The following is a 12,917-nucleotide window of genomic DNA, read 5'->3' on the forward strand; positions in this document are numbered from 1 at the left end:
GATGCCGCTAATATGGGGGCATGACCACGGCGCTGCAAGGCGCTCGCGCCCTCCCCGATTTAAACATCTGTCACTTTTCGAATGGCAGCGTCTGCCTCCTTGCTTGACAAAGGACCTGCTGCCTCGCATCAAAACATGCCCGCGCGGAATGTGCCGATTTGTGACGGGAAATGAAGAAATGGTGCCCGCCGGGATAAGCGGCGTGGCGAGAACGGGACGATTGGAATGGCAAGCGCGAGAAAGATCATCATCGACACCGATCCCGGCCAGGACGACGCGGCCGCCATCATGCTGGCTTTCGGCAGCCCGGGTGAGCTCGAGGTGCTGGGGATCACGACGGTCGCCGGCAACGTGCCGCTGTCTCTCACCAGCCGCAACGCGCGCATCGTCTGCGAACTCTGCGGCCGCACGGATGTGAAGGTTTTCGCTGGCGCCGACAAGCCGATCGCCCGCAAGCTGGTGACGGCAGAACATGTGCACGGCAAGACCGGCCTCGACGGACCTGTTCTGCCCGAACCGACGATGGCGCTGCAACTCGGCCATTCCGTCGATTTCATCATCGAGACGCTGCGCCGCGAGCCGGAAGGCACGGTGACGCTATGCACCCTCGGGCCGCTCACCAATATCGGCATGGCCTTCCAGAAGGCGCCCGACATCGTTGCTCGCATTCGCGAGCTGGTGATGATGGGCGGCGGCTTCTTCGAGGGCGGCAATATTACGCCGGCCGCCGAATTCAACATCTATGTCGATCCCGAGGCGGCCGATATCGTTTTCCGCTCCGGCGTTCCGATCGTGATGATGCCGCTCGACGTGACGCACCAGCTGCTGACCCGCAAGGACCGGGTCAAACGCATGGCTGAGATCGGCACGGCGCCTGTTAAGGCCATGGTCGAAATGCTGGAATTCTTCGAACGCTTCGATATCGAGAAATACGGCTCCGACGGCGGGCCGTTGCACGACCCGACGGTTGTCGCCTATCTGCTGAAACCGGAACTTTTCCAGGGCCGGGACTGCAATGTCGAGATCGAGGTCCGGTCCGAACTTACCGCCGGCATGACCGTCGTCGACTGGTGGCATGTGACCGACCGCAAGCGCAACGCCAAGGTGATGCGTTACGTCGATGCGGACGGTTTCTTCGATCTCCTGATCGAGCGCTTCGCCCGCATCTGATTATTCTTTCCTTCTCCGAACGACCTCAGGCGTCTTTCTCGTCGAAGACGGAATTGGCTTCGGCCTCAACCGGTTTCGGGCCGCCCTTGGCGACGCCGACCATGGCCGGGCGCAGGACGCGCTCGCCGATGGTGAAGCCGGCCTGCACGACCTGGACGACGGTGTTGTTCGGCACTTCGGAGTTCGGCACCTCGAACATGGCCTGATGGAAATTCGGATCGAATTTCTGGCCGACCGGCTCCAGCTTGCGAACGCCGTGTCGCTCCAACGCCGAGAGCATCGAGCGCTCGGTCATTTCCACACCTTCGATCAGCGTGGTGAGGCCGGCGTCGGCCGTGGCTTTGGCCTCGGGAGAGATGGCGTCCAGCGCCCGGCGCAAATTGTCCGAGACGGCGAGCATGTCGCGAGCGAAACCGGCGACGGAATAGGATTTTGCATCCTTCACCTCGCGCTCGGTGCGACGGCGCAGATTATCCATCTCGGCGGCAAGTCGCAGATAGCGGTCACGCAGCTCGGCATTCTCGGCCTTCAGAAGCTCGAGCGGATCCGGCTGCTTGGCCTCCTCCTGCTCGACAGTGGCAGTCTCGACGTTGACGGCAGCGTCGGCTGCGGCATCGGCCGCAGTTGCGTCAGGTCCGTTTTTCGTCGTTTCATCGGTCATGACGGTCTCCGGTTGGTATTTTCAGATGCGCCCGATATCGAGGTTTGGCCGGAAAAAATCAAGTCTGCGTGACGAAGAAGCGAAAATTCCGCGCTTCCTCAGTGATGATGTCAAAGCGGATTGCGCGACAGGCGGGAGACCAGCTGAGCGGTGTAATCCACCATCGGCACGATGCGGGAATAATTGAGCCGCGTCGGGCCGATGACGCCGACAGCGCCGACGATCCGGTCATCATCGTCGCGATAGGGCGCGACGATGAGCGACGAGCCGGACAGCGAGAAGAGCTTGTTTTCCGAACCGATGAAGATGCGCACGCCCGAACCGCTTTCGGCCAGGTTGAGAAGCTCGATCAGGCTGTCCTTTTTTTCGAGATCGTCGAACAGCATGCGAAGCCGGTCGAGATCTTCGGCGCCGGCAAGGCCCTCGAGCAGGTTGGCGCGGCCGCGGATGATCAGCTGGGCGGGCTTTCCCTCCTCCGGGCTGCCGGCCCAGACGGCGATGCCGCGCTCGACAAGATCGCGCGAGAGCGCATCGAGCTCGTGGCGGACATCATCCTTCAAACGGCTTAATTGTTTGCGCAGCTCCGGCAGCGTCTGGCCGGACATGTGCGCGTTGAGGAAATTCGCCGCCTCCGTCAACTGCGAGGAGGTGATGCCGGCAGGCAGTTCGATGATGCGGTTTTCCACCTGGTCGTGATCGCCGACGAGCACGGCGAGCGCCTTTGTCGGTTCAAGCCGGATGAACTCGACATGTTTCAGCACCGGATCGCTTTTCGAGGTGATGACGAGGCCGGCCCCGCGCGAGATGCCGGAAAGCATGCGGCTCGCCTCGTTCATCATCGATTCCACCGGATTGCCGCCGCTTTCGGCCCGCACTTGGCGGTCGATACTGGCGCGGTCCTCGGCGGAGAGATCGCCGATCTGCATGAAGGCATCGACGAAGAAGCGCAGCCCGATCTGGGTCGGCAGCCGGCCGGCGCTGACATGGGGGGAATAGATGAGACCGAGTTCCTCGAGATCGCTCATGACATTTCGCACCGACGCCGGCGAGAGTGACATCGGCAACAGGCGCGACAGATTGCGCGAGCCGAGCGGCTCGCCGCTTTCGAGATAACCCTCGACGATGCGGCGAAAAATTTCTCTGGAGCGCTCGTCCAGCGCAGCAACGGCATCCGAAACCGACGTCGACCTGATGCCCATGAACCTCTCGAACCCACGCTGATGATGCTCCCGAAAATATAGTCAAACTCGCACGCGTGGCAAAAGGGAATTTGCAAATGAGCGCCGCCAATCGTAGAAGCGGTCAGCAACTCCAGGAGATAAGAATGCGGCCTTCAGGCAGAAAAACCGACCAGATGCGCAAGGTCTCGTTCGAGCGCAATTTTTCCAAGCATGCGGAAGGCTCCTGCCTGGTGAAATTCGGCGATACGCATGTGCTTTGCACCGCAAGCCTCGAGGAAAAGACGCCGCCATGGCTGCGCAACACCGGCAAGGGCTGGGTCACGGCCGAATACGGCATGCTGCCGCGGGCGACCGGCGAGCGCATGAAACGCGAGGCCGCCGCCGGCAAGCAGGGCGGCCGCACGCAGGAAATCCAACGGCTGATCGGCCGGTCGCTGCGCGCCGTCGTCGATCTGCAGGCGCTCGGCGAAAAGCAGATCACGCTCGATTGCGACGTCATCCAGGCCGATGGCGGCACACGGACCGCCTCGATCACCGGCGGCTGGATCGCGCTTTACGATTGCCTGAAATGGATGGAAAGCCGCAACATGATCAAGGTCGACCGGGTCCTGAAGGATCATGTCGCCGCCATCTCCTGCGGCGTTTTCGCCAACCAGCCGGTGATCGACCTCGATTATCTCGAGGATTCCTCTGCCGAGACCGATGCGAACTTCGTCATGACCGGCGCCGGCGGCATCGTCGAAATCCAGGGCACGGCCGAAGGCACGCCGTTCAGCGAAGAGGAATTCAGCTCTCTGATGCGGCTTGCCAAGAACGGCATCAGCGAACTCGTCACCCTGCAGAAAGAGGCGATTGCGGGATGAATGCCATGCTGGAAGGCATGTTGGAAACGGCGCTTTATGCGCGCGATCTCGATCAGGCCGAGACGTTCTACGAGGGCGTTCTCGGGCTTGAAAAGATCTCCCGCGCCGGCAGCCGGCATGTCTTCTTCCGCTGTGGGCCAGGCGTTCTCCTCATCTTCAACCCCGAGGAAACGATAAAGCCGCCGGCAGCCGACGCGCTGCAGGTGCCGCCGCATGGCGCGACCGGCCAGGGCCATGCCTGTTTTCGTGTGTCCGGCCGCAATATCGATGCCATGGCCGAACGGCTGAAGGCGGCTGATGTCGCGATCGAATCCGAGGTGCACTGGCCAAATGGCGGCCGCTCGATCTATTTCCGCGACCCTGCCGGCAACAGCCTGGAATGCGCGGAGGCAAAAATCTGGGGCCTCGAACAGGATATCTGAATGCGCAAGCTCGAAACCAAAACAATCGTCGTCGCCAGCCACAATGCCGGCAAGATCCGCGAGATCCAGGAATTGATCGGGCCGCTTGGCTTCACCGCCAAATCCGCGGCCGAACTGAATTTCGTCGAACCTGACGAGACCGGCACGAGCTTCGAGGAGAATGCGACGATCAAGGCGGTGGCCTCGGCCAATGCCGCCGGCATGCCGGCGCTTTCGGATGATTCCGGGCTGGTGGTCGACGCGCTCGGTGGCGATCCCGGCGTCTACACCGCCAACTGGGCGGAGACCGCAGACGGCACGCGCGATTTCGACATGGCGATGGCCAAGGTGGAAAAGGCGCTGCAGGATGCCGGCGCAACGACGCCTGAACAGCGCGGGGCGCGTTTCGTCAGCGTGCTCTGCCTTGCCTGGCCGGACGGGCATACCGAGCTTTTCCGCGGCGAGGTCGAAGGCCATGTCGTCTGGCCGCCGCGCGGCACGCAAGGCTTCGGCTACGATCCGGTCTTTCAGCCCGAGGGTTATGACGTCACCTTCGGCGAAATGAGCGGCGAGGAGAAACACGGCTGGAACCTCGGCAAGCCGCAGGCGCTGTCGCATCGGGCCCGTGCCTTCAAACTTTTTGTCGAAACCTGCCTGGAGGCATAAGGTCTGTTCGTGGGCAATTTCGATACGCCAAGCCTCTCGCGCGACGCCGCGCTGCTGCCCGATACCGGCGAGCCCGGCTTCGGCGTCTATGTGCATTGGCCCTTCTGCGCGGCGAAGTGTCCCTATTGCGACTTCAACAGCCATGTACGCCATCAGCCGGTGGACCAGGAGCGCTTTGCATCGGCCTTTCTGAAGGAGATGGCGGCAGTCCGGGCAATGAGCGGGTCGAAGACGGTGACGAGCATCTTCCTCGGCGGCGGCACGCCGTCGCTGATGAAGCCGGAGACGGTCGATGCCATTCTCGACGGCATCGCGCGGCACTGGCATGTGCCCGCCGGCATCGAAATCACCATGGAAGCCAATCCGTCGAGCGTCGAGGCCGAACGGTTCCGCGGCTACCGCGCGGTCGGCGTCAACCGTGTCTCGCTCGGCGTACAGGCGCTGAACGACCGCGATCTGAAATTCCTCGGCCGGCTGCATGACGTCGCCGACGCGCTGAAGGCGATCCGGCTGGCGCGCGAGATCTTCCCGCGTATGTCCTTCGACCTCATCTATGCCCGGCCGGACCAGACGGTCGAGGAATGGGAGAAGGAACTGAAGGAAGCAATCTCCTATGCGGTCGACCATCTGTCGCTCTATCAGTTGACCATCGAGGAAGGCACGCCCTTCTTCGGTCTGCACAAATCAGGCAAGCTGATCGTGCCGGACGGCGAGCAATCGGCCCTACTCTACGAGGCGACGCAGGAGATCACGACGCGTGAGGGCATGCCCGCCTACGAGGTTTCCAATCATGCCCGGCCGGGTGCCGAAAGCCGCCATAACCTGACCTACTGGCGGTACGGCGACTATGCCGGCATCGGTCCGGGCGCGCACGGCCGGCTGACGCGTGGGCATGAGAAGCTCGCGACGGCGACCGAGCGCAAGCCGGAAGCCTGGCTCGAGATGGTCGAGCGCGACGGCCACGGCATTCTCGATGAGGAGCGGCTCGGTTTCGAGGAACAGTCGGACGAACTGCTGCTGATGGGACTGCGGCTCCGGGAAGGCGTCGATCTCGCCCGCTGGCAGCAGCTTTCGGGCCGTGAGCTCGACCCGAAACGCGAGGAATTCCTGCTCGAACACAAATTCGTCGAGCGGATCGGCAATTCGCGGCTGCGCTGCACGCCATCGGGCATGCTGATCCTCGATTCCGTCGTCGCCGATCTCGCCTGCTGACACCCATAAGAGTTCCGGCGCGGTAACGATATCGCTGCCCGCGCCGAAAAATCTTCTCAGCCGTGGCTGGTGGCGCCTGCGTTGAAGAGGCTGCCGGTCGGCGTCTTCAGGAACATCTCCAGCGGAATGTGTTCCTGGTGCAGGAAACCGGACGCCGGCAAGAGACCATCGCGGACCATCTCGATGACGGCGACGACCGAGGCCGACGTCGTCCAGGCGATCGCTGTGCGGCGGGCGCCGGCGATCTCGATCGGGTAATAAGCGCGCACGAATTCCTTGCGACGCAGGCTGCCGTTCTCCGTGCCTTCCGCGGCCACGTGCACGTAGACGACATCGTCTTCGACAGGCGGCTTGGCATTGGTCAGGATCTCGCCGGCGAGCTTGCGCTTGTCGCGCATCAAGAGCTCATGGAAGAAGAAGTTCATCAGCTCCATATGGCCGGGATAACGCATGGTCTTGTAGTCGAGATTGTCAACCGTGCCGAGCATGGTGTCGCACATGGTGCCGAGGCCGCCCGATGTCGTGAAGGCTTCGAGCTTGACACCACCGACATAGATGGTCTCGTGCCACTCCATCGGCGAGACGAGCTTGCGCACGCCGGCTTCGATGACCTCGCAATCGTTCAGATATTCGTTCACGACGCCTTCCGGCGACCAGTTGAAGGCATAGCCGAGAAGACCCGTGGGATGCTGCGGCAGGGCGCCGACGCGCATGCGGATCGATCGGCAGCGATCGAAGCCGTCGGCCAGGCTTGCGCCGACGATGCCGACGAAACCGGGCGCCAGGCCGCATTGCGGCGCCATAAGTCCGCGGGCGGTCTTCGACAGTTCGATGATGAAATTGGTGGTTGGGACGTCTTCCGTCAGATCGAAGTAATGAATGCCGGCAAGATGGGCAGCGCGAGCCAGCTCGATGTTCAGGTGATAGGGCAGGCAAGACAGCACCGCCTCAACGTTCGAGAGCAGTTCGCCGATCACCTGCGGATCGGATATGTCGCCTGCGCGGCATGTAAAGGGCAGCTCGCCCAGGGGCAGTTGCGCATCGACACCAATGACCTTGAAGCCGCCTTCATGCAACAGCGTTGCCGCCAGCCGCCCGACCTTGCCGAGGCCGAGAACGGCGATCTTTTCGAAACTCATTCATTCCCTCCCATGCGCCGTTCGGCGCTCTTCTTGGACGCGGGGAGGTATAGAATAAAAAGCTTATAAAGGAAAACGGCTGGAATCGCTTCCAGCCGTCAAATTTCCCGACAGGTCCGCTGATTACTCGTTGATCAGCCGCTTCAGCAGCTCGATTTCGTGCGAAAGCTTGGTGTCACCTGATATCAGCTCCTCGATCTTGCGCACGGCATGCAGCACGGTCGTGTGATCGCGCCCGCCGAAGCGGCGGCCGATTTCCGGAAAGGAGCGCGGCGTCAGCGTCTTCGACAGATACATGGCGATCTGGCGCGGCTTGACGATCACGCGGGTGCGCCGATTGGAGACCAGTTCCTGGCGCGAGACGTTGTAATGCCTGGCGACGATGCGCTGGATATCCTCGATGCGTACACGGCGCGGTTCGCCCGAACCGACGAGATGGGCGAGCAATTCGTCGACGCGCTCGATCGACAGGTTCGGCTCGAAGGAGCGGCGGAAGATCAGCTGGTTGAAGGCGCCTTCGAGTTCCCGGCCGCTGGCCGTGATATTGCGGGCGACATGCTGCAGGAGGTCTGCGGGAATTTCGAGAGAGGGGTCCTCGAGCCGGGCCGCGGCCAGGCGCCGCTTGAGGATTTCGAGGCGCATTTCATAATCCGGCGCGTCGAGTTCGATGGCAACACCGCCCTGCAGGCGCGAGCGGACGCGCGGATCGAGCGACTCCAGCTCCCATGGCGCGCGGTCGGCGGCGACGACGACCTGCTTGGCGCTGTCGAGCAGCATATTCAGGAGATGGCAGAATTCATGCTGGATCATCTTGCCCTGCAGGAACTGCATGTCATCGATGATCAAGAGGTCGATGTTGCGCAACGAGTCTTTCAGCGTCAGCGCGTCGTTGTCGCGGATCGCCGTGGCGAAGCGCCACATGAAATATTCGGCCGTCAGATAGACGACACGCAGGGCCCGCGGGTTCTGGACCGCCGCATTGGCGATCGCCTGCAAGAGATGAGTCTTGCCGAGCCCGACCGTCGAATGGACAAACAGCGGATTGAACCGTACGGCGCCGGAGCCGACTTCCGCGATCGTTTTGGCAGCCGCAAGCGCGACGCGGTTCGAGCTGCCTTCCACGAAGGTATCGAAGGTGAAACGGCTGTCGAGCGGCGAGCCGAACAGCGGGGTACCGAGGCTTGCGGGCCTTGCGGCGGCAACGGCCGAAACTGCCTGCTGGACGGCCTGACCGGCCGGCTGGGCGCTCGGCGGACGGCGCATCTGCGCGGGAGCAGCCGGCTCGGGCTGGACCACCTCGTCGACGGCCTTCATGCCGCTGCGCGTTGCGGTGCGCACCAGGATTTCGATTTTCAGGATTTCCGGGTCTTCGGCCTGGAACAGACCGGTGATGAGATCGAGATAACGATTGTTGATCCACGACTTCAGGAAGGTCGTGGGAACAGAAAGGCGAACGACGCTCTTCGAGACCGAATGCAGCTTCAACCTGGCAAACCAGCTGGCATAGACGTCAGGACCGACCTGGGCCTTCAAGCGCGCGCTGACGCGCTCAAACAAAATGCTCTGCTTCATTTCCGCCTTAGCTTCCCCCACTTCCTGGCGCATGGAGCCGAACGCTTGCGGTGCCGCATCCCCATTGTCGAGCCCGCCTGCCATCATCGTATTCATCTGCATAATGCCGCCTTTCAATTCCACCGGGCGGCCTCCGCTAAAACAGCCGCCCGATCATTCCCCGCTTTGACGGGCTGGCGGCATCCTCATGAAGCCACTCGCCTGCCGGTTCACTCAAACACGACACAGAAGTCCATTGCAGGTACCGCATTCATGCGGCGCCTTCATCGGCTTTCCGTGCCAGGCTGTCGGTCAATCCTCGTTTTCGGCCGACCAGCCCGAACGCAATATTACTATCCCTATCCGGCAGCCTCACGTTAAACGTGTGGTTGCCATAGGCACAAAACATCCCTGTCCCGTAACAGCCACGTTACGGCCCAAATCCGTCAAGTGCTTGAAAAAACGGAAGCGCAAGGCTCCGTAACAGATGGCACAAATTCATCGCCCTGCCGACGTGGCAGTTAAGACCGAACTCTGCAGGTGATGTCCGCGCCCTCTGTTGGACGCCATTTAGGCAGGATCAAATGGCAAGATCAACGATGAATTTTACGCAAAATTAAGATGCGGCCATTGACTCCGGCCGCCCTTTTCGGGCGTCACACCAGCGTCAAAAAAGAATCGCAGTTGAATCAAAGAGATTCCCCATTCGGGCTATTTTGACACGCAAAGAAAGAAAAAAAATAAAAATCTTCTTGACTCGCCCGTGATCCGCAAAGGTTCGGCCAGAGTCGCGCAACGGGAAAGCATCCTTGCGCAAGCACTTGTTTTTAAAGTCTTTTTCATGTCATGGCACTGACACGAAACAGTCGTGAGATTTACCATGCAGAGGTTGTTCGGCGGAATCGAAAAAGCCCGGTAAAATTACCGGGCTAATCATAACGAGGAGGTCGTTAATGGATTATTACGCGGTCGTGGAGACCGACAGAGCCTTCACACGAGCGGCCAGGCGAGAGACCTTGCGCGATGCCGTGTTGGAGTGCAGCACACCCTTGCTGGCGGCGCGGGCGAGTTCCGGCTGAGCGGCCAGGAAAGCTGCCTTCGCCTTGTCGGCGTCACCGGATGCGATGGCCTCTTCGACCTGGCGAACGAAAGTACGCACGCGCGAGCGACGAGCCTTATTGACGTCGGTACGGCGGGCGATCTTGCGGGTCGCTTTTTTCGCCGAAGTTGTATTGGCCATGGATGCCTCTCTCAAGAATTCGAACAAACTCCGCCATTACCGCGGGCCCTGCGGCCACCAAATCCAGCAATACGGGAGCAATCGCGGAAAACCAGAGCGGCTTTCCGAACCGTGGGCGGGCATATAACCCTAAAGCCGGCCCGCGTCAACGCGGATTTTCAAGCTTTCCGGCAGCAAGCGCCGAAAAGGATTCAACGGTGCTTGAAGGCAGGTTTGCGCTTCTCGATGAAGGCGGCCATGCCTTCTTTCTGATCGTCCGTGGCAAAGAGACTATGAAACAGGCGGCGTTCGAACCGCAACCCTTCCTCCAGCGTCGTCTCGAAGGCGCGGCTGACCGCCTCCTTGGCCATCATGACCGAGGGCTGTGAAAGCGAGGCGATCTTTTCGGCCGCGGCCAAAGCCTCGTCGATGAGACGCTCGGGCGCCACCACACGCGAAACGAGTCCGGATCGTTCCGCCTCGGCCGCATCCATCACGCGGCCGGTCAGGATCAGGTCCATGGCCTTCGCCTTGCCGACGGCGCGCGTCAGCCGCTGCGAGCCGCCCATGCCGGGAATGACGCCAAGGGTGATCTCCGGCTGGCCGAACTTCGCGGTCTCCGAGGCGATAATGAAATCGCACATCATGGCAAGTTCGCAGCCACCGCCGAGGGCAAAGCCACTGACGGCAGCGATGACAGGCTTGCGCGCCTTGGCGACGTCATCCCAGCCGCTGATGAAATCACTCTTATAGATATCGGCGAACTGAAGCGACTGCATCTCCTTGATGTCGGCACCGGCGGCAAAAGCGCGTTCGGAGCCGGTGAGCACGATCGCACCGACGGTATCGTCTTCATGGAAAGCGGCATAGGCCTGCTTCAGTTCCCTCAGCACAGTGGAGTTCAGCGCGTTCAGCGCCTGCGGGCGGTTCAGCGTGACGAGGCCGACAGTGCCTCGGGTTTCCACGATCAAGGTCTCGTAAGCCATGCTGCTCTCCCGGTTTCTCACTGTTACTTCTGACAGGCGGCGCAATAGAAGGTGGAGCGGCCCGCCTGCACGATGCGACCGACCGTACTGCCGCAGCCGGGCGTGCCGCAAGCCTCACCTTCGCGATCATAGACGGAGAAGGAATGCTGGAAATAGCCGAGCGATCCGTCGGCCTGGATATGGTCTCGCAGCGACGAGCCGCCGGCGGCGATCGCATCGGCGATGACGTCGCGGATCGAGGCGACCAGCAGGTCGAGCTGCTGCTTCGGCCGGCCGCCGGGCGTCACCAGCGTGCCGGCGGCACGCAGCGGCGACAAATGCGCGCGCCACAGCGCCTCGCATACATATATATTGCCGAGACCGGCAATGTTCTTCTGGTCGAGTAGCGCGCTCTTCAGCGGCTGCGCCTTGTCCCGGAAGCGTTCGGCCAGATAGGCGGCGCCGAGTTCGTTTCCCGTCGGCTCCGGGCCGAGATCGCGGAAGAAGGGATGGGCGGCAAGATCGGCGCGTCCGACCATATCCATGAAGCCGAAGCGGCGCGGGTCGTTGTAGATGACGCGGCGAACGCCGTCCGGACCCTGCAGATGAAAAACGACATGATCGTGTTTCTCGTCCTTCGAGCGTGCGTGGTGGAATTGCCCCGGCGTTGCGGAGGCGGCGCCCTCTTCGATGCGAAAGGAACCGGACATACCGAGATGGGAAATCAGCGTGTTGCCGTCGTCGAGATCGATCAGCAAATATTTTGCGCGGCGGCCGAGACCGACGATGGTGCGTCCGGAAACCCTGTCCGCCAAGGCATCGGGAAAGGGGAAGCGCAAATCCTTGCGCCGCAGTTCCAGCCTGGCAACCAGAGCGCCTTCCATCGCCGGCGCCAGGCCGCGTTTGACGGTTTCGACTTCTGGCAATTCCGGCATCTTAACCCATCTCTATCGAACGTGTTTCAACCGAGGACGATGTGCGCTATAGCGCCATGTGCCGCGGAGAGCGCGGTCCAGTGATAACGTCGCGCGCGGTCTTTCGCTACGGTCGCCGCGCCGATCTTCAAGGAACGGAGCAGCCTGATGTCAGAAAGCCGCACTTCCGCCGATGGCGGCATGGAGACCTCTTACGGCTTCCGCAAGGTGCCGGGCGGCGAGAAACAGGGGCTGGTCAACCAGGTATTCCACAAGGTCGCCAAGCGCTACGACATCATGAACGACGTCATGTCGATGGGCATGCACCGGGTCTGGAAAGATGCGATGATCTCGGCGCTCAACCCGCGCAAGGAGCCAGGCTACAAGGTGCTCGACGTTGCCGGCGGCACCGGCGACATCGCCTTTCGCATCATCGAGGCCTCTGGTCGGCAGGCACATGCGACGGTGCTCGATATCAACGGCTCGATGCTTGGCGTCGGCGCCGAACGGGCGGCAAAGAAGAAGCTTTCCGACAATCTCACCTTCATTGAGGCGAATGCCGAGGAACTGCCGTTTGAGGCCGCCAGCTTCGATGCCTATACGATCGCCTTCGGCATCCGCAACGTGCCGAGGATCGACAAGGCGCTGTCCGAGGCCTATCGCGTGTTGAAACGCGGCGGTCGGCTGCTGGTCCTGGAGTTTTCGGAAGTCGACATGCCGCTTCTCGACAAGATTTATGACGCCTGGTCGTTCAACGCCATTCCGCAATTCGGCAAGGCGATTACCGGCGATGCCGAACCCTACCAGTATCTCGTTGAATCGATCCGCAAGTTTCCGAACCAGGAGAATTTCGCGGCGATGATCCGACAGGCTGGTTTTTCGCGCGTCACCTATACCAATTATACCGGCGGCATCGCCGCGCTCCATTCCGGCTGGAAGCTCTGAGGGAATGAAGGAAAAGAAGACGAACCTCCC

13 protein-coding genes are annotated in these 12,917 nt (G+C 61.5%); 6 read left to right on the forward strand and 7 right to left on the reverse strand.

Annotated features, from left to right (window positions below; all coding sequences use genetic code 11):
* The first annotated feature begins 225 nt into the window (after positions 1-225).
* Entirely contained in the window at positions 226-1,170 is a 945-nt protein-coding gene (locus PH551_RS03815; protein WP_285191913.1) for a nucleoside hydrolase, read from the forward strand.
* Between the two features lie 25 nt (positions 1,171-1,195).
* On the opposite strand, the gene grpE is transcribed toward PH551_RS03815, so the two are convergent.
* Together grpE and hrcA are read right to left on the reverse strand one after the other, a co-directional pair.
* The gene (gene grpE / locus PH551_RS03820; RefSeq protein WP_085776712.1) at positions 1,196-1,831 is read right to left on the reverse strand and encodes a nucleotide exchange factor GrpE; all 636 of its coding nucleotides are present in this window, start codon (positions 1,829-1,831) and stop codon (positions 1,196-1,198) included.
* Between the two features lie 110 nt (positions 1,832-1,941).
* On the reverse strand, positions 1,942-3,030 hold the full coding sequence (gene hrcA / locus PH551_RS03825; protein ID WP_085776711.1) for a heat-inducible transcriptional repressor HrcA: 1,089 nt from the start codon (positions 3,028-3,030) through the stop codon (positions 1,942-1,944).
* 125 nt (positions 3,031-3,155) lie between these two features.
* Between hrcA and rph the strand changes: the two genes are divergently transcribed.
* The 4 genes from rph to hemW are packed head-to-tail and all read left to right on the forward strand — an operon-like array spanning position 3,156 to position 6,154.
* Entirely contained in the window at positions 3,156-3,875 is a 720-nt protein-coding gene (gene rph / locus PH551_RS03830; RefSeq protein WP_085776710.1) for a ribonuclease PH, read from the forward strand.
* Complete coding sequence (locus PH551_RS03835; protein ID WP_285191914.1) at positions 3,872-4,297, forward strand: VOC family protein; 426 nt, start codon at positions 3,872-3,874, stop codon at positions 4,295-4,297. The genes rph and PH551_RS03835 overlap by 4 nt, the downstream gene beginning before the upstream one ends.
* The gene (gene rdgB, locus PH551_RS03840) at positions 4,298-4,942 is read left to right on the forward strand and encodes an RdgB/HAM1 family non-canonical purine NTP pyrophosphatase (RefSeq protein WP_085776708.1); all 645 of its coding nucleotides are present in this window, start codon (positions 4,298-4,300) and stop codon (positions 4,940-4,942) included.
* A gap of 9 nt (positions 4,943-4,951) precedes the next feature.
* Positions 4,952-6,154: a radical SAM family heme chaperone HemW gene (hemW, locus tag PH551_RS03845; protein WP_285191915.1), complete on the forward strand. Its 1,203-nt coding sequence runs from the start codon at positions 4,952-4,954 to the stop codon at positions 6,152-6,154.
* A gap of 56 nt (positions 6,155-6,210) precedes the next feature.
* Here the strand turns inward: hemW and PH551_RS03850 are convergent, their stop codons facing one another.
* From PH551_RS03850 to mutM, 5 genes are all read right to left on the reverse strand, one after another.
* Positions 6,211-7,293, reverse strand: a complete 1,083-nt coding sequence (locus PH551_RS03850; protein WP_285191916.1) for a saccharopine dehydrogenase family protein — start codon at positions 7,291-7,293, stop codon at positions 6,211-6,213.
* Between the two features lie 123 nt (positions 7,294-7,416).
* Positions 7,417-8,967 carry a chromosomal replication initiator protein DnaA gene (gene dnaA, locus PH551_RS03855; protein WP_285192128.1) on the reverse strand — a complete coding sequence of 517 codons (1,551 nt, stop codon included), beginning with the start codon at positions 8,965-8,967 and terminating at the stop codon, positions 7,417-7,419.
* A gap of 838 nt (positions 8,968-9,805) precedes the next feature.
* Positions 9,806-10,084, reverse strand: coding sequence for a 30S ribosomal protein S20 (gene rpsT, locus PH551_RS03860; protein ID WP_064800423.1), 279 nt, complete (start codon positions 10,082-10,084; stop codon positions 9,806-9,808).
* A 191-nt stretch (positions 10,085-10,275) separates the two neighbouring features.
* Positions 10,276-11,049, reverse strand: a complete 774-nt coding sequence (locus tag PH551_RS03865; RefSeq protein WP_285191917.1) for an enoyl-CoA hydratase — start codon at positions 11,047-11,049, stop codon at positions 10,276-10,278.
* Between the two features lie 23 nt (positions 11,050-11,072).
* The gene (mutM, locus tag PH551_RS03870) at positions 11,073-11,963 is read right to left on the reverse strand and encodes a bifunctional DNA-formamidopyrimidine glycosylase/DNA-(apurinic or apyrimidinic site) lyase (protein WP_285191918.1); all 891 of its coding nucleotides are present in this window, start codon (positions 11,961-11,963) and stop codon (positions 11,073-11,075) included.
* 147 nt (positions 11,964-12,110) lie between these two features.
* On the opposite strand from mutM, the gene ubiE reads away from it, so the two are divergent.
* The gene (ubiE, locus tag PH551_RS03875) at positions 12,111-12,887 is read left to right on the forward strand and encodes a bifunctional demethylmenaquinone methyltransferase/2-methoxy-6-polyprenyl-1,4-benzoquinol methylase UbiE (RefSeq protein WP_285191919.1); all 777 of its coding nucleotides are present in this window, start codon (positions 12,111-12,113) and stop codon (positions 12,885-12,887) included.
* Positions 12,888-12,917 lie beyond the last annotated feature (30 nt).

The organism is Rhizobium atlanticum (genome assembly GCF_030182485.1).
GTDB lineage: Bacteria > Pseudomonadota > Alphaproteobacteria > Rhizobiales > Rhizobiaceae > Rhizobium.

Coding starts and splice junctions, on each gene's coding strand:
- PH551_RS03815 (WP_285191913.1), top strand. CDS start 226: ATGGCAAGCGCGAGAAAGATCATCATCGACACCGATCCCGGCCAGGAC.
- grpE (WP_085776712.1), bottom strand. CDS start 1,831: ATGACCGATGAAACGACGAAAAACGGACCTGACGCAACTGCGGCCGAT.
- hrcA (WP_085776711.1), bottom strand. CDS start 3,030: ATGGGCATCAGGTCGACGTCGGTTTCGGATGCCGTTGCTGCGCTGGAC.
- rph (WP_085776710.1), top strand. CDS start 3,156: ATGCGGCCTTCAGGCAGAAAAACCGACCAGATGCGCAAGGTCTCGTTC.
- PH551_RS03835 (WP_285191914.1), top strand. CDS start 3,872: ATGAATGCCATGCTGGAAGGCATGTTGGAAACGGCGCTTTATGCGCGC.
- rdgB (WP_085776708.1), top strand. CDS start 4,298: ATGCGCAAGCTCGAAACCAAAACAATCGTCGTCGCCAGCCACAATGCC.
- PH551_RS03850 (WP_285191916.1), bottom strand. CDS start 7,293: ATGAGTTTCGAAAAGATCGCCGTTCTCGGCCTCGGCAAGGTCGGGCGG.
- dnaA (WP_285192128.1), bottom strand. CDS start 8,967: ATGCAGATGAATACGATGATGGCAGGCGGGCTCGACAATGGGGATGCG.
- rpsT (WP_064800423.1), bottom strand. CDS start 10,084: ATGGCCAATACAACTTCGGCGAAAAAAGCGACCCGCAAGATCGCCCGC.
- PH551_RS03865 (WP_285191917.1), bottom strand. CDS start 11,049: ATGGCTTACGAGACCTTGATCGTGGAAACCCGAGGCACTGTCGGCCTC.
- mutM (WP_285191918.1), bottom strand. CDS start 11,963: ATGCCGGAATTGCCAGAAGTCGAAACCGTCAAACGCGGCCTGGCGCCG.
- ubiE (WP_285191919.1), top strand. CDS start 12,111: ATGTCAGAAAGCCGCACTTCCGCCGATGGCGGCATGGAGACCTCTTAC.